Source organism: Acinetobacter piscicola, from assembly GCF_015218165.1.
In the GTDB taxonomy this organism is placed as follows: domain Bacteria; phylum Pseudomonadota; class Gammaproteobacteria; order Pseudomonadales; family Moraxellaceae; genus Acinetobacter; species Acinetobacter piscicola_A.
Map to the genome: position 1 here is coordinate 39,681 of NZ_CP048660.1, position 26,719 is coordinate 66,399.

The 26,719-nt window shown below is 36.5% G+C and carries 18 protein-coding genes, 6 pseudogenes and 1 other annotated feature; of the genes and pseudogenes, 18 read left to right on the forward strand and 6 right to left on the reverse strand.

Annotation, left to right across the window (positions count from 1 at the left end; all coding sequences use genetic code 11):
- Nucleotides 1-22 precede the first annotated feature (22 nt).
- The 5 genes and pseudogenes from G0028_RS19245 (at nt 23) to G0028_RS19265 (ending at nt 8,790) form a co-directional block, all read left to right on the forward strand.
- Nucleotides 23-2,845: a hypothetical protein gene (locus G0028_RS19245; protein ID WP_180047320.1), complete on the forward strand. Its 2,823-nt coding sequence runs from the start codon at nt 23-25 to the stop codon at nt 2,843-2,845.
- Nucleotides 2,846-2,905: 60 nt separating this feature from the next.
- Nucleotides 2,906-5,836, forward strand: coding sequence for a hypothetical protein (locus G0028_RS19250; protein WP_180047322.1), 2,931 nt, complete (start codon nt 2,906-2,908; stop codon nt 5,834-5,836).
- A 67-nt stretch (nt 5,837-5,903) separates the two neighbouring features.
- Entirely contained in the window at nt 5,904-6,566 is a 663-nt protein-coding gene (locus G0028_RS19255; RefSeq protein ID WP_180047324.1) for a HEPN domain-containing protein, read from the forward strand.
- A 302-nt stretch (nt 6,567-6,868) separates the two neighbouring features.
- Nucleotides 6,869-7,246, forward strand: a pseudogene (locus G0028_RS21420) (dynamin family protein); the annotation flags it as partial.
- Nucleotides 7,247-7,578: 332 nt separating this feature from the next.
- Nucleotides 7,579-8,790, forward strand: coding sequence for a tyrosine-type recombinase/integrase (locus tag G0028_RS19265; RefSeq protein WP_130075354.1), 1,212 nt, complete (start codon nt 7,579-7,581; stop codon nt 8,788-8,790).
- 15 nt (nt 8,791-8,805) lie between these two features.
- On the opposite strand, the gene G0028_RS19270 is transcribed toward G0028_RS19265, so the two are convergent.
- The 5 genes from G0028_RS19270 to G0028_RS19290 form a co-directional block, all read right to left on the reverse strand.
- Entirely contained in the window at nt 8,806-9,084 is a 279-nt protein-coding gene (locus G0028_RS19270) for a helix-turn-helix domain-containing protein (protein ID WP_111861266.1), read from the reverse strand.
- Nucleotides 9,077-10,381, reverse strand: a complete 1,305-nt coding sequence (locus tag G0028_RS19275) for a type II toxin-antitoxin system HipA family toxin (RefSeq protein WP_130075353.1) — start codon at nt 10,379-10,381, stop codon at nt 9,077-9,079. Before G0028_RS19275 ends, G0028_RS19270 begins: the two co-directional genes overlap by 8 nt.
- Before the next feature lie 475 nt (nt 10,382-10,856).
- The gene (locus G0028_RS19280; RefSeq protein ID WP_194088734.1) at nt 10,857-11,762 is read right to left on the reverse strand and encodes an IS982 family transposase; all 906 of its coding nucleotides are present in this window, start codon (nt 11,760-11,762) and stop codon (nt 10,857-10,859) included.
- A gap of 347 nt (nt 11,763-12,109) precedes the next feature.
- Nucleotides 12,110-13,375, reverse strand: a complete 1,266-nt coding sequence (locus G0028_RS19285; protein WP_130075352.1) for a type II toxin-antitoxin system HipA family toxin — start codon at nt 13,373-13,375, stop codon at nt 12,110-12,112.
- 4 nt (nt 13,376-13,379) lie between these two features.
- Complete coding sequence (locus tag G0028_RS19290) at nt 13,380-13,682, reverse strand: helix-turn-helix domain-containing protein (protein ID WP_111861263.1); 303 nt, start codon at nt 13,680-13,682, stop codon at nt 13,380-13,382.
- A 448-nt stretch (nt 13,683-14,130) separates the two neighbouring features.
- On the opposite strand from G0028_RS19290, the pseudogene G0028_RS19295 reads away from it, so the two are divergent.
- The 13 genes and pseudogenes from G0028_RS19295 to G0028_RS19355 form a co-directional block, all read left to right on the forward strand.
- Nucleotides 14,131-14,790, forward strand: a pseudogene (locus G0028_RS19295) (IS5-like element IS17 family transposase); the annotation flags it as partial.
- 83 nt (nt 14,791-14,873) lie between these two features.
- Nucleotides 14,874-15,242 (forward strand): annotated as a pseudogene (locus G0028_RS19300) (IS982 family transposase); the annotation flags it as partial.
- A 50-nt stretch (nt 15,243-15,292) separates the two neighbouring features.
- A protein-coding gene (locus G0028_RS19305; RefSeq protein WP_104915068.1) for an IS3 family transposase occupies nt 15,293-16,512 on the forward strand; the annotation gives its coding sequence in 2 pieces (ribosomal slippage) (nt 15,293-15,569 and nt 15,569-16,512; 1,221 coding nt in all).
- Nucleotides 15,568-15,684, forward strand: a sequence feature (AL1L pseudoknot). Its footprint overlaps the gene before it by 117 nt.
- Before the next feature lie 36 nt (nt 16,513-16,548).
- A pseudogene (locus G0028_RS19310) lies at nt 16,549-17,091 on the forward strand (IS982 family transposase); the annotation flags it as partial.
- 29 nt (nt 17,092-17,120) lie between these two features.
- The gene (locus G0028_RS19315; RefSeq protein WP_227554844.1) at nt 17,121-17,639 is read left to right on the forward strand and encodes a hypothetical protein; all 519 of its coding nucleotides are present in this window, start codon (nt 17,121-17,123) and stop codon (nt 17,637-17,639) included.
- Nucleotides 17,640-17,649: 10 nt separating this feature from the next.
- Nucleotides 17,650-18,099, forward strand: a complete 450-nt coding sequence (locus tag G0028_RS19320) for a hypothetical protein (protein ID WP_111886095.1) — start codon at nt 17,650-17,652, stop codon at nt 18,097-18,099.
- Nucleotides 18,100-18,213: 114 nt separating this feature from the next.
- Nucleotides 18,214-20,694 (forward strand): annotated as a pseudogene (locus G0028_RS19325) (RHS repeat-associated core domain-containing protein); the annotation flags it as partial.
- A 15-nt stretch (nt 20,695-20,709) separates the two neighbouring features.
- Nucleotides 20,710-21,588 (forward strand): tetratricopeptide repeat protein, encoded by an 879-nt coding sequence (locus tag G0028_RS19330; RefSeq protein ID WP_163146125.1) that lies wholly within the window; start codon nt 20,710-20,712, stop codon nt 21,586-21,588.
- Between the two features lie 43 nt (nt 21,589-21,631).
- Nucleotides 21,632-22,375, forward strand: coding sequence for a tetratricopeptide repeat protein (locus G0028_RS19335; protein WP_180047930.1), 744 nt, complete (start codon nt 21,632-21,634; stop codon nt 22,373-22,375).
- Between the two features lie 386 nt (nt 22,376-22,761).
- Nucleotides 22,762-23,145, forward strand: coding sequence for an IS66-like element accessory protein TnpA (gene tnpA, locus G0028_RS19340; RefSeq protein ID WP_004863613.1), 384 nt, complete (start codon nt 22,762-22,764; stop codon nt 23,143-23,145).
- Nucleotides 23,142-23,477: an IS66 family insertion sequence element accessory protein TnpB gene (tnpB, locus tag G0028_RS19345; RefSeq protein WP_043974827.1), complete on the forward strand. Its 336-nt coding sequence runs from the start codon at nt 23,142-23,144 to the stop codon at nt 23,475-23,477. Before tnpA ends, tnpB begins: the two co-directional genes overlap by 4 nt.
- A gap of 74 nt (nt 23,478-23,551) precedes the next feature.
- Nucleotides 23,552-25,156, forward strand: coding sequence for an IS66 family transposase (gene tnpC, locus G0028_RS19350; RefSeq protein ID WP_180048037.1), 1,605 nt, complete (start codon nt 23,552-23,554; stop codon nt 25,154-25,156).
- Nucleotides 25,157-25,498: 342 nt separating this feature from the next.
- On the forward strand, nt 25,499-26,002 hold the full coding sequence (locus G0028_RS19355) for a tetratricopeptide repeat protein (protein WP_180048033.1): 504 nt from the start codon (nt 25,499-25,501) through the stop codon (nt 26,000-26,002).
- A 66-nt stretch (nt 26,003-26,068) separates the two neighbouring features.
- Here the strand turns inward: G0028_RS19355 and G0028_RS19360 are convergent.
- Nucleotides 26,069-26,716, reverse strand: a pseudogene (locus tag G0028_RS19360) (IS5 family transposase); the annotation flags it as partial.
- Nucleotides 26,717-26,719: the final 3 nt, after the last annotated feature.

A 26,719-nucleotide genomic window follows, 5' to 3' on the forward strand; every position in this document is an offset into this window, starting at 1 on the left:
ATAGCCTAAGAACAGGGAAGTAATGAGTCAATCCACCACGTATGATGTTTATTTACTTAAAGCCAAGCAACAGGTATTACAAAAACTTATAGTAAATGACATAAATAATAAGCTTGCTGAAACAGAAAAAGCATTAGAGAGTTATTTTAAAACACAACGTTGGTGGACGATTAATAATGGTGAAGTGATCTTAGATAATCAAACAGGTCTTTTATGGCAAGGTAATCCGAAAGGAACTCAATATAAATATGATCAGCAAGATGCTGCGAGTATGAATATTGGTCATATTTTAGGTTTATTAAATTGGAAACTCCCTACAGCATTACAACTAGAGAATCTTGTTAAAGGAGAGCCAAAATTTCCACTAAAAAAAGGAGAATTTTTTGAAATAAATAACTGGTGGGCATGGCTTACATCAGATAAAAAAGTAGCAAAGTTAAAAGAGAAAAATATTGGCTTTGGTCAGTTTTTTGAGAAAAGAACTAGAGAGCCAAACCCTAAGGCATTTACTGCTTACTCTCGCTGGTCACCAAGCTCAAGAGAAGCATATAATGAATTTCAAATTGCTAAAGTCATTGCAGTCAATGCTTCATTTCAAGATAGTTCTTATATTGATCGAATTAACACATTTTTAGAGATTGGTTTGGACTTTAAACCCTTTAGTAATCAAGAAGATTCAGATTATAAAGCATTCTTAATGACTCTATCAAAATATAAATTATTGTTATCATTAAACTCAAAAGAGCAATTAGATATTATTACATCGTGGAAAAATATTGATTATTTTTCTGTTCGCTTACCTGTCATAGATGCTGCAGTTTTTACTGATAATCATAAAGGTTTATGGGAATTCTACGCTCCAGAATCTCAACAGGATAAATTTAATAAAGTTCAGTCCGAAACCTCTGTACGTGGTCGAAATCCTGCTTTAGATATTCAATATGCACCCGTTGCAATTGACTTTGGTACAAGTAGTACGGTCGTTGCCATTCGTCAAAATGGGCGCGATGAATTATTACGTATTGGAATACAGGGAAAAGACTTAAATAAAGCGATTAGTGCAGAGCAATTTGAAAACCCAACGATTTTAGAGTTTTTAAACCTTAATGAATTTCAAACTGCATGGCAAAGTGAAGCCTATCGTCCTTTGGTTAATTGGGATCATGTACATTGTTCGCATGAAGCCAAAGCCAGTTTAAATAATAATAAGGAAGCAGATAGCAAGGTTATTTCAAGTATATTCCTACGTTTAAAACAATGGGCATTACGTGATGCTCAACAAACCAGAGTTGTGATTACTGACCAACGAGGCACAGAATATACGGTTCAACCATTAACGGAATATAACCCTGTTAAAGGTCAAGCGATTCAAATCAATCAAAACTACCCTGAACTTGATCCAATTGAACTCTATGCTTGGTTTTTGGGTATGAATATCAATTGGCGTGGTCGTGGCATATTTCTTGATTACTACATGACTTTTCCAGTCGCATATCCAATTGAAGTAAAAGATAAAATTCTGGCTTCTTTCCGCCGTGGTTTAATGCGTAGCTTGCCAGAATCATTAATTGCTGATGAGCAGTTTAACCTGTTTAGTGTTCGGGAATGGGCTTCTGAACCTGCCGCCTATGCAGCCGCAGCTTTGGAAAAACTCAATATTGAACCGACTGAACAAGGCGTTGCTTATGCTGTATTTGACTTTGGTGGAGGTACAACCGATTTTGATTATGGTATTTATCGAGAACCGAATGAGCAGGAAGAAGACTTATACGATCATGTAATTGAACACTTTGGTGCATCGGGTGACAAATTTTTAGGCGGTGAAAACTTACTGGAAAATCTTGCTTATATCGTCTTTAAATATAATCAGGAAATTTGCCGTAAACAAAAAGTAAGTTTTACAAAGCCACTAGATGCCGAAAAATTTATAGGTCATGAACAACTCATTGATGATAGTCAAATGGCGTATACCAATACGTCTTTATTGATGGCAGCACTACGTCCATTTTTAGAAAAAGGTCAATTTGCTGATGGTTTTGCAGGAGCTTTGGATATTAAGTTGCTCAACCGACAAAATGAGGTTGTAAATTGTCAATTTACGGTCAAACAAGATGAATTATTATCTTATCTAAAATGCCGTATCTATCAAGGTTTCGTTAATTTCTTTGTAGAGCTAAAACAGGCATTTACAACACAGCATCAAGCTTTACCTAAAGTTATTCATATTTTGCTAGCAGGAAATGCTAGTCGTTCCAAATTGGTGAAAGAATTATTAGTGGGCATTGAGAAAAAAGATCAAACCCAAACCACACGATTAAATCTAAGCACAATTTTTGGTCAGGATATTCCTGAATTTAAAATTCATTATCCACTAGATGCTGACCTTAAACATCATGATGTCATTACTGCAAAAACAGGTGTGGCATTGGGTTTATTACGCCTTTGCCCTGGAGAGGGCTTAAAAGTCATTAACCATGCCAAAACAAATGATGATGCAAATAGTCCATTCCAGTTTTATGTTGGTCGTCAAAAACGTGGGGTATTTGAAGTCATGATAAAACGTGGCGATGCGTACCATCAATGGCAGCAGATTGGTGCTGTGAGTGAAGATGGGATTTTCCTATTACTTTATAGTTCTTTGGCTCAAGCCTTAACGGATGAAGGAATGAAACGGGGAGCAACAGGTCTATTTGATCAGCGTATCCGTTTTGCTGGCAACACCGCAGGGCAAAAAGTTTTCGCTCGTATTCTCGCTCCAAGTGAGATTGAATTGTGTTCAGCAACTGATCTGGACGAAATACAAGTAACGGGTGGTAATAATTTACAGCAAATTAAATTGTCATAGGGACATAACCTGTCCCAACCAAACATCAAAATTGAGAAATAGTTAAATCGGGGAACATAAATGAGTCAAAGTTTTGAAACTTTTGTACCAACTTTAAAACATCAAAAGCTGCTTGCTACAGCAGAAGCAATCGCACTTGAAAATGATAAGGTAGAAGATGCGAAAACGTTGAAACAAGCCACCGAGGCAGCAGTAGCTTATTTTGAGAAATATCGTTATTGGTGGATTAATGATGGGGAAATGATCTTTGATAGAGAAACAGGGTTGTTATGGCAGGGGAATCCAAGTAATAAAAAATATTATTATTGTCATCAGGAGCAAGCTAACCAAGATTTAGCACCTTTAAAATTAGGTGGGTTAAGTGATTGGCGTGTGCCTTTAGATGCTGAATTATGGAAGATTACACAGACAAAGGAATTTCCATTAAAACGAGGGCAACGTCTTAGATTGTTAGATTACCACTTTTGGTTAACTCAAGATAATAAGGTATTGTATTTGGATGAAAGTAATGAATCTAATAAACGTAATGATTCATGGAGCGATGCAAGAGTTTTAGCTGTAAATTCATTTTTTAAACAAAAACCAACAACGCTTATAGCACTAAAAGCTTTTTCTGAGAAAAAATGGAAAATCCGTCCGCATTTTATTACTGTGCTCCAAACAGAGATAGATCAATGTATTGCTGATTCTAAGTTTAGTCATGATATTTACCAAACATTTGTAAATAATAAAGAATATTGGTTAAAAAATCCATTTGCTATTCCATCAGAATTAGAACAGTTGAGGAAATTTCTAACGACTTATGTAAATGAAGAACTCAAAGAATTTTATGAAAATTTAGTTGTATTAGAAAAGATATCTAAAAAGAAATATGACTATAAACCACAAGTTGATCCAATTGCAGTCTGGCAAAATATTGACTATATCAGCACACGCTTACCAAAAATTGATGCTCTAAAATTTACTGATGTTGAACAAGGTATGTGGGAATTTTTTGTTCCTAAAGCTTTACAGGGTAAATATACAAAAGTTCAATCCAAACAATTCTGCCGTGATCGTAACCCTGTTTTGGATATTCGGGAAGCTAATGTCGCAATTGATTTTGGTACAAGTAGTACAGTTGTTGCCATTCGTAAAAATGGCAAAGATGAATTATTGCGTATTGGGATGCAGGAAAAAGATTTTGCCAAAGACGTCATTACTGACCAACAATATGAAAACCCGACTGTTTTAGAATTTTTAGATTTACAAAACTTTTTGAATGAATGGCAAAGCGAAAGTTACCGTCCATTGGTTGATTGGGATAATATCCATTGTTCACATGAGGCAAGAGCCGCATTACGCAACAATAATAGTAATACCAAAGTGGTGAGTAGTATTTTTGCTCGCTTAAAACAATGGGCATTGCGAAATGAGCAAACGGCAAAAGTTCGTTTACGTGACCAACAAGAGTATGAATATCAACTACAACCTTTAACTGAATATAACCCAGTCAAAGGTCAGGCAATTCAAATCGGTAAAGACTACCCACAACTTGACCCAATCGAAGTTTATGCGTGGTTTTTGGGAATGACCATTAACTGGCGAGAAAGAGGTATATTCCTCAACTATTATTTAACTTTTCCTGTGAAATATTCAAATGAGGTGAAAGCCCGAATATTGGCAGCATTTCGCCGAGGACTACAACGTAGTTTGCCTGAATCATTGATTTATGATGAACGCTTTAATGAGTTTAGTGTAGAAGAGTTGGCTTCTGAACCTGCTGCTTTTGCTGCTGCAGCATTAGAGCGTTTGGAAATTGAACCTGATGATGGTGGTGTTTCCTATGCTGTATTTGACTTTGGTGGTGGCACAACCGATTTTGACTATGGCTTCTATCGCAATCCAAATGACGAAGAGCACGATGAGGGATGGGATCATGTCATTGAACATTTTGGTTCATCTGGTGATCAATTTTTGGGTGGTGAAAATTTACTGGAAAACTTGGCATATCTAGTATTTCAAGCCAACGGTAGTGAATGTAATAAAAAGAAAATTGCATTTACCAAACCATTGGATGCAGAAAATTTTGCAGGTTCAGAACTACTCATTGCACAAACACAGGCTGCTTATACCAATACCACGTTAATGATGTCTAAACTAAGACCATTATGGGAAGCTGGAAAAATTGATCTTGACTCTAAAGGGACAGAAACGTTTAAACTCATTAACAAAGATGGGCAAACTGTAGATTGTGAAATTGCAATAAAACAGGATGAATTGATTAAGTTTCTTGAAAATCGTATTCGTCAGGGTTTAAAAGACTTCTTTATAGCTATGAATGTTGCATTTAAACAGCAGCATCAAAAGCTACCTGAATTGATTCATATTCTTTTAGCTGGAAATTCAAGTCGATCACGAATTGTGTTAGGGCTACTTGGGCGTTTAGATGATGAGAAATCTAAAGCCTTATATCAATTGTTGTTGACAGATTTAGCAGAGATTTTTGAGGATTTGCCTAATCTGGAAATTCATTTACCTTTAGATGCTGATCCTAAAAATGCTTATGCACCAACCGCTAAAACAGGTGTAGCGTTGGGGCTATTACGTTTGTGTCCTGGGGAAACACTAAAAGTCGTCAACCATGCTGCGGAGGATAATACCGATAGTCCATTCCAATACTTTATTGGTGCATTTAGACGAGATACTTTGCAAGTGGCAATTCATCGTGGACAGACTTATCAGGAGTGGGCGGAACTCGGTAAGCCCCTCAATGGTGTGTTGGTTATGGGCTATACAACTTCATCTAGTGCAGCACTTGAAAATCAGGTTAAACGTGGTGATAAAGGTGTGTTTGAACAAAACTTACGATTATCGGGTAATATCCAAGGTCATAAGGTATTTGCTAAAGTACTTTCACCAAATGAAATTGAAATCTGTACCGCGCAGAGTTTGGATGATGTTCATCGCCAGCAAACCAATAATAACCGTATCATTCAATTAAGCATTTAATTCAGTGGATTGAGGTTGTTTATTTTAGGGTAAGCAACCTATTTAGTTTTTTAGATTGGGAAGAAAAATGCTTTCGGATATCCAGCAAACCTTTAAACAAAACCGTGAAAACTTTAATGAAGATTTTCGTTTACGGATTCATCGTTCATTAAGCTGGTTACAGCGAGCAGAACAGGCCAAACAAGAACAAGACTTTGATTCACAGTTTATTTTTCTGTGGATTGGTTTTAATGCTGTTTATGCGAAAGATTTACGTGCAGATTTACGCAGTGCGGATAAGGGGGCATTTGTACAATTTATCTATCGGATTTGCTATTTAGATAAAGAACAGAAAATTTATTATTCAGTTTGGAATACCTTCTCAGGTAGCATCCGTATTTTGTTAAATAATCAATTTACCTTTCAGCCTTTTTGGGATTATCACAATGGTTTAATCACAGAACAGATTTGGGTCGAAAGTTTTGAACGAAACAAGAAAAAGGCATTAAGTGCTTTAAGCCAAAAAGATACTCCTGAAATACTCATTGCTGTTTTTAATCATCTATATACTTTACGTAATCAAATTATTCATGGCGGAGCAACTTTTAATAGCACAGTGAATCGTGCTCAACTTAAAGATGCCTGCAATATTCTAGCGACATTAATTCCTGAAATGTTGAAAGTGATGTTAAATCATTCTCATGATAAAACATGGGGTAAGCCATTTTATCCTGTAGTAAAGATTGCTTAGGTATAAATATCAAATGATATAAAATATTTAATTTTATTAACTTAATAATATTTTAAAAAAATTGGAATGTGGTCTATTAGGGTGATCTTATGAATCAAAAGATATCAAATGAAAATTTATTGGTTGGCTTAAAAAAGCAACTTCAAAAGGTTTTATTTAATCAACAGCAATTATTACTAAATTTAGAGCAGAATGATTTAGTCCCACAGCATAATGCCGAGAAGCCTCGTGTATTTGATAACAAGACAGTACCTGAAATGAAAAATGTATTACAAGGGGAATATACAAAACTCGAAAATTTCGAAGTTGTATTAGCTGTTGTTGGTACGATGAAAGCAGGTAAGTCTACAACTATTAATGCGATTGTTGGTCGAGAGGTATTACCAAATAGAAACCGTCCTATGACTGCGTTACCTACACTCATAGCACATAAAAAAGATCAAAAAGAACCGATTCTTACTTGTGATGTAAAGGACATTAATAAATATATTGCAAACCTTAAAAAAATTACACTATCTGAATTTCAAACAGATGAGAGAGTAACAAGTTATAACGAGATTGTCGAACTAATCCAAAATATACAACAAGGTTATAAATTTAAAAAACAATATAAAGGCGAGGAAGCAATTTTTAGCTTCTTGGCAAACTTAAATGATCTAGTTCGTTTATCTAGAATTTGAACCGTACCGGGTTTGTCGGAGAGTCAATATTCTGAGAGACTATCCTGATGACAAAATTAAAATATTACCTCAAATAATTAAGGTTCGGTTACTAAGTCTGTAAAACAAACCCATTGCAGAATAGTATTTAACTATCACTGATTTTTGTTGCTTAATACAGATTTTAACAGTGGTTACTTTTTTGGTTACTACAATGTAGAATATCACAAAAATATTCATAAAAAACATATATATAAATATTTATGTGATGCGTAATATACGCATCACATAAGAATGCTTATTTTTGATATAATTACAATAACGGGGATCATTATGCTGGTTTATAAAAATTTATGAGTCTTACGGAAACACAAATACGAAAGTCATATCCAAAGGAAAAAGTTTACTTTTTAGCTGACGATGATGGTTTAAGTTTAAAAGTCTATCCGAATGGAAGAAAATCTTGGAGTTATCGTTACTCAGTTCCAGAAACGGGTAAAAGACCACGAGTAACTCTAGGTACATATCCAGAGATGAATCTCAAAGAAGCTAGAGTGGCCAGAGATTCCTATAAGGCAACTAAATTTTCTACACAAAATTTAGTTCAGGAAAAAATTAAAACTTTTAAAGTTGTTTGTGAAGAATGGTTAGAGTTTAAAAAAAATAATTCATTTAAAGACCAACCACGGGGTGGTGTAATCCAATTGGCGAATACATGTTTAATTAATGACATTTATCCACTTATTGGTGATAAATGTTTTGATAAAATTAAAAGAACTGATTTAGTTACGGTTATTAAAAAAATTGAAAATAGGGGAGTTAAGGAACCTGTAAAAAAAGCATATAGCTATTTAAACCAAATCTATGATTTTGCAGTTGCAATGGGATACTGTGAATATAATCAAGCTTATGGTCTCAATAAAATATTATTAAAAGGAAAATTAAAGAAAAATTATCCCTATTTAAAAGATGAAGAAATTTCTAATTTTATTCTTAGAGTAACTCAATTAAATACAAATCCAATTATAAAAAAAGCGATACTATTTAAATTATATACTGGAGTCAGGGGGGCAGAGTTATTATCTGCAGAACCTCATCATTTTGATTTTGACAACAAACTTTGGAAAATACCTGCTTTACATATCAAGCAATATCGTCGAAAAGTGATAGCAGGTTATAATATTCCAGATTTTTTAGTTCCATTATCATCGCAAGCGGTAAGTATTATTAGATCTGCACTAGAGTGGTCACAAGGAGATCGTTATGTTTTTGCTAGCCCAAAAATTAAAGATAAACCATTGCATTTTAACACAATAAATTCAACCATCCGTAAGATGGGATATAAAACAGATGAGTTATCCTCACATGGCTTAAGATCAACATTCAGTACTATTTTAAATAATTCAGGCTTATTTCAAGACAACTGGATTGAAGCTCAACTTTCACATGTAGATAAAAATAAAACTCGCGCTAGTTATAATCACGCAGATTATATTCAACAAAGAGCTGACATGATGCAATGGTGGGGTGACTATTTAGAAAATAAATCCAAATCTAGTTTATAGGTAATTTAAATTAAACTATTTTGATTTAATAATAAATTTTAAACCAAATGCATTTAACAACTTATTTATAGAATCTAATGTTGGATTACTATCTGGTTGCTCCATTTTCTGTAAAGTTTGTGGTGCTATTTTAGTAATTTTACTCATTTCAGTTAATGTTAAATGTAGTTCTTTTCTAATGTATGATGCAATCTGGTAAATTTCCCACTCAGGATTGTTATTTATATTTTCTAAGACTTGTAAGCGTTTATTCATTTGCTCGATTGGCGTCATAGGCTTATAACGTTTATCCATTAGAAAGCTCCTGAATCTGTTGACATATATTCAATATACGATGATGACTATTTTGTAGAATCTCATCATCTATATTTATTTTTTTCATTTCATCAAGCAAATTTTCATAAAGTGGCAATTGTTGAGTAATTGTGTGTTTAATTTCACTTGAATCTATTCCTGTACATTCTTCTATTTGCGTTATGACTGATTCCCATAAAGGCATTCCACCATGATCGTCTTTTTCCCAGCGTGTTGTGCGTGCAATTCCATCAGGATGAAGCCACATTGGGGCAAAATCGAAGAGGGGTGTCAATTGAATTGTGCCATTATTTAAACGTTGAATTGCGGTATTACGGGTATGGTTGTCTTTATTTCCTAATGCAACATTAGCGATATCTCGTCTCAAATATTCAAAAATTTCAGCTTTTGGTGATGAGCAACATTCCATGAGCAATATACAAATTTGATTATGCGTCATTTTAACACCGAAGCCAGCTTTACCGCTTAAAGAGGCCAAGCTTTCTTGCGCAATTCTTTCGACTTTACCATTGATAATTTGGCGATCAAAACGTGGAATAAATAGCGTCCTCTGGTGAAGCTCTAAATCCTTAAACACTCTTAGACCTAAGTACCGAGCTATTTTCATGTAGATTGCTTCATGTAACAGTATTTTTTCCAGTTTTTGATCATTTCCACGACTAAATTTAACTAGCCAATGCTTTGCCGCTAATTCATCTGGAAGACTGTGATCTAAATAAAAAAGACCATCATACCCTTGAGTTAATAGTAGTTTAGGCCACTCACCTTGAACACCTGAAGAACCAGCAACAAATAAACCATATGATGCAAGTGACTCAATGAAGTCTTCTTTTCTTTCAATAATTTCCCTTAGGCTAAATCCACGAGGTTTTACAGTTGGAAAATGATCTTGAAGCCAGTCATAAGCTTCTTTAATTCGTAGATTACCAATAGGATTACCTGCCCCAGATTTCAGTAGGGGCCAATCAGCTTGTTCTTCTGCATTAATTGAGAAGCCCAGCTGATTTAAAAGCTCCTTTCGCCCATAGCCTTGAGGTAACAAGTCCATGAGAAATGCTGGCCATTGGTTTTCTAAACTGTTTTTTACATTGACTGGAAATTGGAATGATAGAGCATGGCCATCTCTTAAATCCATATGTTCAATAGCATATTCAAATAGGTATGATGTTCGTGTAGATGCTCTCCAGCCCTGCTCTTGATTAGCAGTTAGTTCAACAATAGCACAATCTTGCCATTCGTTATTTTGAAAAATTTGAAGTGTGCAATATTTATTCATATGTGTATTAAAATAAAATTATACATGCGTATTAAGCTAATATTTACTTATTATAGTAAATTTATAATGTACTTTCTACAGTAAATTCTTTAATTGTAAAAACAGATTTAAATCTAGCCGCTATCAAATTTAAATTACTATCTGAGTGTCGATATCACATAGCTCTGTATATTTATTAAACACTATTACCGTATCTAATCCTCCCCATATTACAGCTCAAAGTTACTACGTTCTATCAAAGATATTTTTCTATTTAAGAGTATAGATCTCTTTTATAAATCAAAAAACGATCTACTTTTTGCTGACTATTTATACCGAAGAATTTTGAATATTCATGCATTGGACTGACTGCCGCCGCTTTCCTAGAAACAACTTAAGTCATACAATAAAACATTTTTTTATTTTTTAATCATTTACGAGTTGACAAAAAGTACACATTTTTAGGCTGATTTTTTTAGTTTAACGTGAATTCGGCTTAAGCAGATTTTAATTCAATAGGTTTTAAAATCTGCTGAATTCCTGAATTATATCCATTCACAAGTACCAACGCATATAAGGTTAAAGCTGAGAATATTGTCGTCAATAATCCTATTTTTGATCTATGGCGAGTGTGTTCAAGATCAAATTGACTTTTCATCAAATTAAATGGTGCTTCAATAATTCCACGTTTTTTTAATACAGCATGATCAAATGGATCTAAAACTTGTGGTTTCATATTTCTTTTTACACGTGTAATCAGTTGAACACCAACTTCTGCAAGGCGATCCTTCCAATTCTTACCAATATAGCCACGATCACCAAACAACTTACCTTTTAATTTTGAGTGTTCTATTAATTCTGGTAATACTTTACGGTCATCAACGTTACCTGTTGTTATACAATAAGAAACTAAGCGTCCAACATGATCGCAAATCAAATGAATTTTGAAACCATAAAACCAATCTACAGAGGTTTTCCCCCGACTTGCGCTGTCTACAAATACACGGTGTTGCTGAATACGTTTATTATGACACACAGCTAATTTGGTAGAATCAATAAAAGCAATTCCAGAGGATTGCACCTTTAAACTCTCAATAAGAGCGACAAAATACATCACATATTTTGCTTTTAATTCAATGAATCGGTTATAGCTAGGTAAGTTTGGAAAGTAAGAGCAAAGAAAAGGCTTAGCCCAATAAAGATAAAAAGCCTTGAAGTTTCTACTCCCTGTTAGATGAAACCACAATAATAAAGTGAGAACTTCAGAAGCACTGATTTTACTTTGGCGCAATCGCTTAGCTTGTCCTGAAGTAAGCCTATATTGTTCAACATTGTTGGTAATATCAGCACAAAAATCATCAATTAAACAAAAAAGTGTTGTAAGCTGTGTATCGATAGGCATTTGAGGTTATTCAGTTTTTTGTCGTGATTAAATTGTGACTCAAATGCCTATTCTTTATCAAATTTCTTATCCCGAATTCACGTTAGTTTATATATTAAAAAACTCAACCTTTGCAAGATTACAGAGATTTATATCATTAAATTACTTTATTTATAAGTATATAATTTAATTGTTAATATTTAGTTTTTAGTGGGCTAAAATTTAGATCATTTAATATTGGTTTGGTCACTTTATTTTAGATATTCTAGTTTATAAAAGTCACCGATGTTTTGATACTGATTTTCATGAGAAATAACAACAGTATATAATTTAATATTATAATGAATCTTAATCCTCATGAAAATGTTTTATATTAAATTCAATAAATGAATATTATGCTCAATCCTATTTTGGATCATTTGCAGAGTCTCTGCTTGAATTTGTCCAGGTAATAGATCATGAGCGATATCGCTGAATCGGCTTGCAACCTTACAAATCGAGCCAATAATTTCATCGACTTCTTGGGCAGAAAGTTCCGCTTCCTGAGTACCAAGTTTTACAAGAGCTTGTCGAGGAATATCCAGTGCCTCACCCATGATATCCATTTGATGATATCCCCCTGGTCCTTCACAGAAAGTAACATCATAGGCAGGGGAGAGTTTCCATTGTCCATTTTGGGACATCAGAAATGAAAAGTTTTTGCAATGATCATCTCGATTATTGAAGACTACATTGAAAACAGCTCGCTTGAATGCAATTGCTTTTTCGCGAACATCATTGGTGCAAAAGTGTGCAGCGCGAAGAAAGTTACTGTAGTCTAAACTCCCTGGTGATTTAAAATCAGCTCCAGTGAAGGCAGCTAAACTTTGCATAGGGATACGCATACCATCATGGCGGTCAAATCTTTTTGATGCAAATGCGGTTAATCCATTCGGAAGAGTAAAATATTGAGTGTCAGGGGTGACAATATCACAATGACGTAAACATTCTGCATAAACAGCTTCAATTGCACAAACTTCAGGATGCTCTTGCTGAGCGGGAAATTTGATCAGCCAGGCTTCATGTTGATGTGAGCTAACTGTTGAGAATTCGTTGGTGACAGGATCACGATAGACGAGTGCTTTTGGCCTTGCACCTTGTGGTGATCCACCCATAACTAATAAATGCTGTAAAAATTCTGCACCTTCTCCTTTGAGAACTTCCTGGACTTCTTGAGCGAGTTTAATCAGTGGAATATTTTCAGTTAAGGCTAACTCAAGTGCTGAAGGTTCAAAGGATAATGCCCCCATCGCATTTGTATTAATATACGTGAGTCTTTCTAATGGCCCAATCCGTGCTGGATTGAGTCCATTTTTTTTAAATAAGCGATCCATAAGAAGCATGCCCCAACCATCGGGTAGGGCATCATATATAGGACCTGGCAATCCCATTTGATGGGCAGGAAAGTTTGTTCTCAATGACTCACCTTTTAACGGAAGTAGGTAAGAGGAAAGTTCTAAACCTTTACTGATCGCTTCTGCACTATATTCAAAGGCGATTAATGGCCGACCTGTGATTGCGGTTGAGGAGACCAGTGTACCCCAAAGCCAATATTCACCCCATCCATTGTAGTAAACATTAAGTTTTTTGAGCATGGATTTATTTCCTTTTGATACGTTGTCGAGCCGTATTGCTCTCATAGCGGAGAATGTCATTTACACTGTTTAAATGAGGTTTGAAGAGTTCCTCTAATTCTTTTAATCGGCCCAATACCATGGCAACACGTACTAAGTTTTCAAATGAAACATTTCGACCAGCTTCCAGATTAGATACTGTATTCACGCTAATACCAGCACGTGTAGCGACGTCTGACTGAGTCATTTCCAGATAAAGTCGTTCTTTGCGAAGCCTTTCACATAACAAAGTAACAACTTCTTCAGGTTTTTTGAATTTTAAATCCATAATATTGGGTCTTATTCCTATATATGTATATTAAACCATAAAATAATGGAGTTATAAAATAAACTGACTTAGTCAGTAAGGAGGGTACTTTATTGGCCTGATTAGCTCCTATTAGATTAAAGAAGTCTAATTAGACATTTACAATCTAATAGAGTCTAACAACTTGCTTTAAGCTTAATCAGTTTTGCGTGGTGTCGCGAGGAACCGTGATTTGCTATCAGTTCAATCTGGAATATCTGACACAAGTGGACTGGAGTAATGAGATCGATGGGCATCGCTTTGCCTTTCTTGATACCTTATTCATTACTGATTGGCTTTGTTGCACAAACCTACGGTTAAAGGCTTATTCAATATTATAATTCTCAAATGAATAAGCCCACTGTTAGCGGCAGTGGGCTTTGTTGCACAAACCTATCTGTAAAGGCTTTTTCAGCGATATAATTTTCAAATGAAGAAGCCTACACACAAAATCTACCGTACAACCAATTGGCCCGCATATAACCGAGCACTCATGAGTCGCGGAAATATTGCCATTTGGTTTGATCCTGCTACGCAATGGTATGCTCCATCAAAAGGCAAACAAGGGCGAAATCAAACCTACTCCGACGCAGCTATCCAATGCTGCTTAATGATTAAATCCTTATTCCGTCTATCTTTACGTATGGTCACTGGCTTTGTGCAAAGTCTGATTAAACTTTGTGGATTAAATTGGACCGCACCAGATTACAGTACGCTTTGTAGAAGACAAAAGCATATTGATATTGCAATCAGCTACCAAAAAAGTAGCGATGGGCTGCATCTACTCATAGACTCTACAGGCATGAAGTTTCTAGGTGAGGGCGAATGGAAACGCAAGAAACATGGACCTGAATATCGTCGCCAATGGCGTAAACTTCATATTGGTATAGATGCTAAAACCCTTCAAATACGCGCTATTCAACTCACTACAAATAATGTGAGTGATTCACAAGTGCTTGGTGATTTACTCGATCAAATTCCACAAGATGAGCAGATTGACTCTGTTTATACCGATGGAGCTTATGACACCAAGCAATGCCGTCAGGTCATTGCAGATCGGCAAGCGCATGCAGTGATTCCACCTAGAAAAACGTGAATTCGGGATAAGAAATTTGATAAAGAATAGGCATTTGAGTCACAATTTAATCACGACAAAAAACTGAATAACCTCAAATGCCTATCGATACACAGCTTACAACACTTTTTTGTTTAATTGATGATTTTTGTGCTGATATTACCAACAATGTTGAACAATATAGGCTTACTTCAGGACAAGCTAAGCGATTGCGCCAAAGTAAAATCAGTGCTTCTGAAGTTCTCACTTTATTATTGTGGTTTCATCTAACAGGGAGTAGAAACTTCAAGGCTTTTTATCTTTATTGGGCTAAGCCTTTTCTTTGCTCTTACTTTCCAAACTTACCTAGCTATAACCGATTCATTGAATTAAAAGCAAAATATGTGATGTATTTTGTCGCTCTTATTGAGAGTTTAAAGGTGCAATCCTCTGGAATTGCTTTTATTGATTCTACCAAATTAGCTGTGTGAACCGTACCGGGTTTGTCGGAGAGTCAATATTCTGAGAGACTATCCCGATGACAAAATTAAAATATACCCCTGAAATCAGAGAAAGAGCGGTTCAACTATTGATTGAATCTGAAAAAGATTATCCATCGAATTGGGCTGCGATCACAGCTATTGCTCCTAAAATCGGTTGTACTCCTGAAACATTGCGTGTTTGGTATTTAAAGCATATGGATCAACTAAATCCTGCCAAAGTACAACAGATATCTGACCAAGAAAAAATGAAGCAAATGGAACGTGAAATTAAAGAATTAAAGCGTGCCAATGAAATTCTACGCAAAGCAGCCGCTTTTTTCGCCCAGGCGGAGCTCGACCGCCCACACAAATAATGGTGGATTTTATCCATAACAATAAAGATCGATATGGTGTTGAAGCGATTTGTAGAATTTTACCGATTGCAGCTTCGACCTATTATCGGGCTTTAGATCTCGTTGATAACCCAGAACATCGAGCGAAACGTGCTCTGCATGATTTACATCATGCAGAGCAAATCAAACGTATTTGGAAAGAAAGTTTAGGTCGATATGGTGTACGTAAAGTTTGGCAAAAATTGAAACGTGAAGGCTATGTTATTGCACGTTGTACAGTTGCTCGATTGATGCAGAAGCTAGATATACAAGGTGTTTGGCGTGGTAAGAACAAACAAACTACCCGCAGCCGAGATGATCAAAAACGAGCAGATGATTTAGTGAAACGGAATTTTAGTGCTGATCGACCTGACCAATTATGGGTCAGTGACTTTACGTATATTCAAACCAATTCTGGCTGGGTCTACACTGCATTTATTATTGATGTGTTCTCGCGAGCAATTGTTGGATGGAAAGTATCAACACGGATGAATACAGATATGGTACTTGATGCACTGGAGCAAGCATTGCATGATCGAGGCATGCCAAAGAACGTGATTCATCATTCCGACAGAGGTGTGCAATATCTTTCCATTCGCTATACCAATCGTTTAGAAGCAGCAAATTTACGAGCATCAGTCGGTACAACGGGTGATTCATACGATAATGCTTTGGCTGAAACGGTGAATGGCTTATACAAAACAGAGGTGATTGAATATTTAAAAGCAGATTGGCAAGGTTTAGCAGATGTACAACTTGCGACACTAAACTGGGTCGATTGGTTCAATAAAGAACGTGTACACAGCGCACTGGGTTATGTATCGCCTTTTGAGTTTGAAGCAATGTACTATGATAAGATTAATCCGTTAGGTCAGGTGGCCTAACTTAAATAAAAAAGTCTCCGACAAACCTGGTACGGTTCAGTGTGTCATAATAAACGTATTCAGCAACACCGTGTATTTGTAGACAGCGCAAGTCGGGGGAAAACCTCTGTAGATTGGTTTTATGGTTTCAAAATTCATTTGATTTGCGATCATGTTGGACGCTTAGTTTCTTATTGTATAACAACAGGTAACGTTGATGACCGTAAAGTATTACCAGAATTAATAGAACACTCAAAATTAAAAGGTAAGTTGTTTGGTGATCGTGGCTATATTGGTAAGAATTGGAAGGATCGCCTTGCAGAAGTTGGTGTTCAACTGATTACACGTGTAAAAAGAAATATGAAACCACAAGTTTTAGATCCATTTGATCATGCTGTATTAAAAAAACGTGGAATTATTGAAGCACCATTTAATTTGATGAAAAGTCAATTTGATCTTGAACACACTCGCCATAGATCAAAAATAGGATTATTGACGACAATATTCTCAGCTTTAACCTTATATGCGTTGGTACTTGTGAATGGATATAATTCAGGAATTCAGCAGATTTTAAAACCTATTGAATTAAAATCTGCTTAAGCCGAATTCACGTTAATTATGATTGTTGGATGAAAACAGGGAGACAATGTGAAATTGCAGTAGAACCTTTGTTTGATTATGTAATATGTACTGGAGGATTCTCAGCATTTGGAGGTTCTAAGATATATAATTTACATAATGGTAATGTCTATACCGCGGGTGGTATTTCGTTAACTGGAACTAAAGATATGAAAGATCATGCAAAAACGGTAGGAGATATTGCTGAAAAAAGTATAGATAATAAATTTAAAATAGGAGCTACTAAGCTGAATAAACTAAGAAAAATGTTTAGTGGTAGCTGCATGGCAGGATATATATTAAATAAACCATCAGGTTTGACAAATTCAAAAGCTACTGATGAATTTCTAACAGGCATGGGAATATCTCAGAGTGTTGGATGGTGGGGAGCTAGGATTGGAGTTACAACTCCTGCTGGCTCCTTCTTTGATAGGAATGGACCTGTTGGTGTGGAAGTTGGTATGGGTACTCCTGGAGTAGATATAAGTGTAAGTGATAGTAAGCCTACTTTAGTTCGTACACAAGATTAGAGGTTATAAAATGAAAAAAATACTATGTTATATTATACTATCTCTTTTACTTATAAACTGCACATCATTAAATAATAGTAAAAATGATGAAATAGATTTAAAAGAATTATCTGAAAAACTATTTAAAGAATATAGTTTTAGTTATGAGACTCTCCGGAAAAAAAGCTCTACTCAACTTGTGGTTTTAAAAATAAGTAAAGAAAATTTCTCTAATAATGATTATGAAAAAATAAAAAAAGCGTTATTAGCTGATAAATGGAGTTTGATTGATTCATATAATAACTATTATAGTTTTTGTAAAACAAATGATTACTCTGTTGATATATTAAATCCTATTTATAGTAAACATTACTCAAGAGATGGTGATGAAGTTAACTTTACTAGTAATGATTATTGGTATTTCGCTTTTTATTACAATAAATTAGGGATTAATACATGTATGGAATATTACAGAAATTAAAACGCCATTTACTCGCTGAGAATAATTTAACTTTATTTGGTTGAGAAAGATGAATTAGAACGGGTTATATTTTATCACTGTGTAGGTACTCCACAAACTCTCATTAAGTAAGCGTCTGCTGATGCGCAGCAAGTCAAATATATCAACAGTTCAGAGGGAAAAGACAAAGGCCAGCTTAAAGCAATTGTTTATCCTGATGGTTTAAAAGAACAATTTGAACATGATGAAGAAGGACGCTTGCTGAAGCATACGGATACCAAAGGTTTAAACACGCAGTACCGTTATAATGCTGCGGGTTTGCTCGAACAGTGTATAGATGCGAACCGCCATCAAATTGGCTACCAATGGGACAATCAAGGGCGTATTCAAAAGCTTACCAATCAAAACCATGCGGAATATTTATTTAGTTATAACCGTTTTGGGCAATTGGTACATGAACAAGCTTTTGATGGGGAAGAAAAGAACTATAGCTACAATGAAAATGGTCAATTGTTTCAAATTCGCCAGCCGAATGTTTTTACTCAATTTGCCTACTTTGCTGATGGCATGATTGCATCAAAAACTTATACCCATGTGCAAACGCGTCATAGCCAAACCGAAGAGTTTGAATATAATCTGAATAACCAACTGAGCAAAGCAAAAAATAAAGAAAGCCAAAGTGATTTCTATCGAAATGCGCTTGGGCAATTGGTACGTGAGCATCAGCATTACAACGTGCCAAATTTAAAGCCGATGACAGCTGTATTGCGTTATGAGTATGATGAGTTAGGTAATTTAACGAAAACGATTCGTCCCGATGGGCAAGTTCAGACCAATCTAAGCTATGGTTCAGGGCATATCTATGGTATTGCATTTAATCAACAAGATATGGTCGCGTTCCAACGTGATGACTTACACCGTGAAACAGCTCGTATGTTGGCCAATGGCTTAATTCAAAGCAAAAATTATAATGATGTCGGTCTGCTGAGTTCACAAATTATTCGACCAGAACAAGAAACTGCAGGTCGTGTACAGCATCGAGCAGAACGGCATTATCAATATGATCAAAATTATTTGCTCACCCAAGTGAATGACAGTCGATTAGGTAGGCTGACGTATCAGTATGATGCAATTGGCCGTTTAACACAGATTCAAAGCCCACACCAAACTGAAAGCTTTGCTTTTGACCCAGCAGGGAACTTGATTGACCCGATTGCCACGCAGGCGTCTCAAGTGAAAAGTAATTTGATCGCTCAATATCAGGGTAAAAACTATAAATACGATGCGCAAGGCAATGTGATTGAAAGCAGCCATGCAGGTAAAACATTAAAACTGACGTGGGATAACCTGAACCGTTTGATCCAAAGTGAGCTTAATGGTCAGGCGACTGAATATGGTTATGATGTATTTGGAAGGCGTTTATACAAGAAAAATCAAAATGCGCAAACCCTGACCTTATTCGGCTGGGAGGGTGACCTGATGATTTGGGAGTCACAGCAATCTAATGACGTTGAAGAAAACTACACTAAGCATTATGTCTATGAACCGCAGAGTTTTGTACCGCTGCTGCAAACGGGTTATACAGGGTTTATCAAGCTTTTAGAAACGCCTGACTATGCCCAATTTCAGCATCAGGATTATTCGGTTTATAAAGATCCGATTTGGAAAACAGAAACCCGAAAGAATAAAGCTGAGTTGGAACGAGTTGCTTTTTATCACTGTGACCAAGTGGGTACGCCACAAAAATTGACTAATGAGTTAGGTGAGTGTGTTTGGGAAATAAAACAGGATGCATGGGGTGAAGCTATAGAAATAAAAGCCACTAATGCATTGCTTGAAGACACTAATATTCGTTTCCAAGGCCAATATTACGATGACGAAACTGGCTTACATTATAACCGTTACCGTTATTATGAGCCGTATAGTGCAAGATATGTAAGTAAAGACCCGATTGGATTGTTTGGTGGGTTGAATAACTCTTCGTATGTGAGTGATCCGAATCAGTGGGTTGATCCGATGGGGTTAACTGAATGGACTGGTTCAAGTTATCAAGTTAGTGTTCTTGCCGGAACAGGAATTAAATATGATTTAAGATCCCAATGCCTAAATAATGAAAGAGGTGTCGCATCAATAGTTGTTGGTGGTGGCTCATATGGGCGGGGGGGCACTTTAGGAGCGGCAGGAAGTAGATCAGTAACTTTTCATGACCCATATGATGGTGTTTATAAAGACGCATTGAATGGTGGGTGGGGAGATGTAAGTGCTAGTGTTGTATTATTTAGAGGTATAGGTTTTGGTAAAACTGGTTTAGGTGAAGCATCTAGTGATGGCTTAATGTCGACATATGATAGAGGAGTCGCTGCTAGTGCTGGAGTTTCAAGTGGACATGTTATACCTAGTTTATCTAGCTATAAGGTTGAAGCTTGTTTTACAAATGACCCACGTGGGCCCATTTGTAATGGTCGAAATGGTAGATGTGAAAAAAGTGTACCTAAACCAAAGCCTCGATCATATATCGATCCCAAAACCATTCCTGAGTATGATCCTCGCTCTCATGCACATATTCCGCCAAATAATGTCAACATTAATGACATTTTTAACAAAATGAGTTTTTAAGAGGTTATGTACAAAATGCTGAAAAAGAAATTATTAGTGAGTCTAGCTGTAAGTATATGTATTACTGCTTGTAATGCTTCAAATACATCATCTGATTTAAATATGACATTTGAACAAGCTGAGCAGTTAAGATCACAAGCAGAAGCTGCACCATCAAACTCTGATGAAAAGAAAGAATATTATAAAAGACTCGAACCTATTTATGAAAACTTGGCAAAAGAGGGTAATAGTGATGCTCAACTAATATTGGCAGATATTTATTTTAAAGCGCTGAGTGGAACTTATGATACTAAAAAATCATTTGAGTGGACAAAAAAATCGGCAGATAATGGAAATGTCTCCGCTATGTATAATACTGGTTTTAAGTACTACACTGGAACTGGAGTTCAAAAAAGTATAGAAAATGCAAAAAAATATTATCTTAAAGCTGCTAAGTTGAATGATGTTGATGCAATGGGCTCTATAGGCTCTATTTATATTGAAGAAGGAAATATTGAAGAAGGGTTAAATTATTTAAAAAGTGCAGCCGAAAAAAATGATGCTCTTTCATTATTTGAGTTAGGGTTGATATATTGCGAAGGTGTGGTTGTTAAACAAGACTATAAAATTTGTAATAATTACTGGGAAAAATCTGCATCATTAAATAATGCTGAGGCTGCTTTAAATTTGGGTATTAATTTGATAAATAGTAATGGTATCACTAAAGATGTGGATCGAGCTATTAAGTATTTTGAATTAGCTAGTAAAATGAGTAAAGGACAAGCATCTTATAACTTAGGGGTCATATATTCATCTCCAGATTATAATAAGTTAAATGAAAGTTTATCTCAATTTTACTTTAATAAAGCATATGAGCAAGGCATCTCAAGTGCTAAAGAAAAGATAAAACAGTAAGTATTCAAATAATTTTCTGTAATTTATAAGAGATAGCATAATAATGCTCAAAAATAAAGTTCTGTTTACTTCCGCTATAAGCATTGTTATATGTAGCTTAATTGCTTGTACAAATTTGAATAAACAGGACAAGTTCCCTACGCTCGAGGAAGAGTGTAAATTAGCAGGAAGTAGTAGTAAGCAGTGTGAAATTCTTAATTTAAAAGATTTATCCTTAGATGAAAAAGAGAATCTAATGGGATGGGTCTATCTAAATGGGTTAGATAATATCAAACCTAATTATGATAAAGCTTACTATTGGTTTGAAAAGGCTGCAAAAGCTAATAACCATGAAGCTATAAATTCATTAGGTATGATTTATTTTGCTGGGTTAGGAAAAGATAAGGATTTTCAAAAGGCTGAAGAATGTTTTTTAGAAGCAAATAGGTATGGTAACAAAGATGCTAAATTGAACTTGGCAGAACTATATAGAGTTAAAGATTTTGGTCGATCACCAGATTTTGAAAAAGCAGAGCGTTGGTATTTATTAGGAGTCCAAGATAATCCTTCACGGGCATATGAGGGGTTATCAAAAATGTACTTGGATCAGGAAAACTATGAAAAGGCATTTAGTTTCTCTGGAAAAGCTGCTGAACTAGGTAATCCTGAAGCACAATATAATTTAGGGGTTTTCTTTGAGCAAGGCGTGTATGTAAAAAAAGATAAAAAGCAAGCTGAGTTTTGGTATGAAAAAGCAGCTAAGCAAGGACATTTGAACGCAATTAATAATTTAAATATTCTTAGATAAAAATAAATGGAAAGGCTTCATTATGTAATCATTTTTATAATAATGAAGCTTTATTTTCCGGGGTTATATGAAAAGATACTGTTTGATAGGTTTTTTAAATAAAATTATTTTCTTGTTTTTGTAACTAAAGAGAAAAGTATTAGCAGGTTTTTTTATTTCTTACCAATTATAGTCATTTATTAAAAAGTAAAATAACTGAAAATAAGGAAAAATAAATGAAAGAAATACTTTTACTAGCAATTTTATTGGGGTTAACTGGGTGTAGTGATAATGACCAAAAAAGCAGTGTGCAAGAAAATAGTAAGCGTCCGCTGAACACACCTTATGAATTCATCCTATAAGCCTTAATTTAGTCCCCACTTAGAAACAAGTGGGGACTTAAATTTATGACTACAAATAATCAGACATCCATCGCATCTCTTGCGAAAAAACGAAGAACATACAGTCCTGAATTTAAACAGCAGATCGTTCAGGCTTGTAAAGCACCGGACGTTTCAATTGCTTCAGTCGCTTTGCAACATGGATTGAATACAAATCTTGTATCCAAATGGATTCGCTTAATTGATGCTAAGCCAGGGAGTGATCGCTCACCACTACCGAATAAACCTGCATTTATTGCCTTATCTTGCTCTGCACCATTAGATCCTACTCCTACTGACATGTTAAAAGTTCAAATTACTTTACCCAACTCAAAAGCAGAAATTGGCTTGAAATGGCAAGTATCAGAAATATCTGCTTTAGCAGAATTACTCAAGGCACTTGCAACATGATCCGCATTGATGAAATCTGGTTGTCTACTCAGCCCATGGACATGCGTGCAGGAATGGATACTGCCATGGCTCAGGTGGTGAGAGCCTTTGGCTACATCAAACCGCATTGTGCTTACCTGTTCTGTAATAAACGTGGCCATCGCATGAAAGTGCTGGTACATGATGGACTGGGCATCTGGCTGTGTGCCCGGCGGCTGGAACAGGGAAAATTCCACTGGGCTAAAGTTCACCAGGGTGAAAACGTAGCTCTCAGTCCAGAACAGTTACAGGCACTCATTCAGGGTTTGCCCTGGCAGCGCATTGGACGACAGCAAGTGGTCACAATGCTCTAAACTAGGCTGCTACATTCTACTATTCTCCAAACGTTCTATTTCCTCTGCGTCATGACCTCAGGCATACTGCGGTCATGAATACACTGCCTGACTTAAGCCAACTGACCCATGAACAACTGCTGGAATTTACCCTGCAGTTGGCGATGCAGCATCAGTCTCTGGCACAATCAAATCAAGAATTAGAAAAATCAAACCAGCAATTGGATGCCAAAGTTCAGCATCTTTCTATTCTCAATCAAAAATACGAGCATGAACTGGCGCTGTTTAAAAAGCATAAATTCGCCCAAAAGAATGAACACTTAACGGCAAAACAAATCCATCTATGGGACGAAGCGGTCGAAGAAGATATCGCAGCCGTTGATCTGGAATTAGAACGATTAAATGCAGATAAAACCGATGCAGCGACACAGAAAGCCAAAACCAATAAACCTAAACGTCGACTGCTGCCAGATCATCTACACACCATCCGTATTGAGCATGAACCTGCATCAACCCAATGCAGTTGTGGCTGCCAGTTACGTCGTATCGGCGAAGATATCAGTGAAAAACTGCATTTCAGACCGGCACAGTTCTACAAGGAACAGCATGTTCGTGGCAAATGGGTCTGTGGTCAGTGTGACACCCTGACTCAGCAAGCGATGCCTGCCTATGTGATTGATAAAGGCATTGCTTCACCTGAACTGCTCAGCCATGTGCTGGTATCGAAGTATGCCGATCATTTGCCGCTGTACCGTCAGCGCCTGATCTATCAGCGGGCTGGCATTGATCTGTCCAGATCCACTTTATCTGACTGGATTGGTCGCTGCGGTGTGGAACTGGAGCCTCTGGCCAATACCTTAAAAGAGGTGGTGCTGCAACAGCAGGTGCTGCATGCAGATGAAACACCAGTCACCATTATGCGGATGGGTGAGAATGAGAAAAAACCGAAGAAAGGTTATGTCTGGGCCTATGCCACCACACAGTACAATCCAATTCAGGCGGTGATCTATGACTTTCAGGATAGCCGTTCAGGTCAGCATGCTGAAGAGTTCCTGAAAGGCTGGCAGGGTCATCTGGTCTGTGATGATTACAGTGGTTATAAAGCACGCTTTAAATCAGGCCAGGTCATTGAGGTGGGCTGCATGGCCCATGCACGTCGTAAATTCCATGAACTGCATGTGACCAAAAAAAGTCAGGTTGCTGAACAGGCATTAGTGCTGATTCAGAAACTGTATGCCATAGAAGCAGAACTCAGGAAAAAGACCGATAGTACAGCAGAACAGCGCCGCGAATACCGGCAACAGCATAGTCAACCGGTGATGCAACAACTGTATGAATGGCTCAACCAACATCATCTGACGGTGCCATCGAGTTCTCCCACCGCCAAGGCGATCAATTACACTCTGAAGCGTTGGCCAGCTTTAAGCCGCTATCTGGATGATGGCAATCTACCGATTTGCAATAATTGGGTAGAGAATCAGATGCGTCCCTGGGCCTTAGGACGCAAGAACTGGCTGTTTGCTGGCTCGCTGCGCAGTGGCCAGCGAGCAGCGAATATCATGACTTTAATCCAGTCAGCAAAGCTGAATGGCTTGGATCCGTATGCCTATTTAAGTGATGTGCTGAAAAGGCTGCCGACACACAAAGTGACCCAAATTGAAGAATTGCTGCCGCACTGCTGGAAACCTGAACCGAATTAAAAATTGGTATGGGATTCAGCGGACGCTTACAGAAAATATAACTCAGCATGCTGAGTAGCAGTACCAGCATTAGCTAATTATAGTTTACCTGCCTCACCATAAGCATTTTCGATGGGTGGGTAGTCTATACTAATACAAGTCCTGTCGGCGCATCTACATTATTGGATGAAGCAAAAGACCGCTGCATTAGTTATGCCTAATGCAACTCAAGTGGCAAATGTACTGAAATGAAGCGATTACAAGAACTGGGGAAAAGATATCAAGAAGAAAATCCTGTGTATTTAAATGTACCTCCGAGTTCTCAATGGTTTCCGTCAAGTTTTTAATTTTTGGAGTTAGTAAATGAAATATTCTTATTCTATCTTTTTCAGCCTATTGATGGTAAGTGGTTGTAGTAATGGTACATCAACGAATACACTTCCTGATTCAGAAAAGATTACATCAACGGAGCAAGATTCATATCAAAAAATACAGAAATATTCTGAAGCTGGCGATAAGGAAAATTATTTAAAACTTTTAAAAACGTCTGCTGAAAGTGGGGATGTAATTGCCCAAAATGAATTGGCTGGATTATATGCATTTGGTGAGGGCGTACCAAAAAGTGGAGAGAAATTTATTTATTGGTCAGAGTTAGCTGCATCTAAGGGGTCTTCACTTGCTCAACTTAATTTAGGTACAGCCTATTTTTTTGGAACTAATGGAGTAACTCAAGATTTGGTAAAAGCAGAAAAGTGGCTAACACTTGCTGCAAGTAATAATGAAGAAATTGCTAAAAGTTATTTACAGAAAATAAAAAATAATGAAATACCAGATGATACAAAACTTCTTATGGAGAGTGATAAGTAGTTTGGTCTATTTACGGCTTTGTTGCACAAAGATTTGAAATGCAAAGCGCCCTTAATTGAGCCAAATTTAAGGCGTAACTTGGGTAAGTGGTCGACCTAATTCCGTAAATCTGTTGAGGACTGCTACACGTGCATGAATCTCATTCACCTGACTAGGAAAGCTTCTTGCCATTAATTTATCGCCTAATAATTTGATGCAATGCATCTTGGTTTCCACCAAACTTCGGCAATGATAACCGGACCATTTTTTCCATAATGTCCTGCCTGAGAAGCACTGCTTCGCAAGATTAACCGTTCGAAGTAATTCATTTCGCGCTAGCGAGCTGATCTTTGTATCTTTCCATGGTTTCGCATTTTTTCTAGGTGGAATCACCGCATGCGCTTGCCGATCTGCAATGACCTGACGACATTGTTTGGTGTCATAAGCGCCATCGGTATAAACAGAGTCAATCTGCTCATCTTGTGGAATCTGATCGAGTAAATCACCAAGCACTTGTGAATCACTCACATTATTTGTAGTGAGTTGAATGGCGCGTATTTGAAGGGTTTCAGCATCTATACCAATATGAAGTTTACGCCATTGGCGACGATATTCAGGTCCATGTTTCTTGCGTTTCCATTCGCCCTCACCTAGAAACTTCATGCCTGTAGAGTCTATGAGTAGATGCAGCCCATCGCTACTTTTTTGGTAGCTGATTGCAATATCAATAGGCTTTGT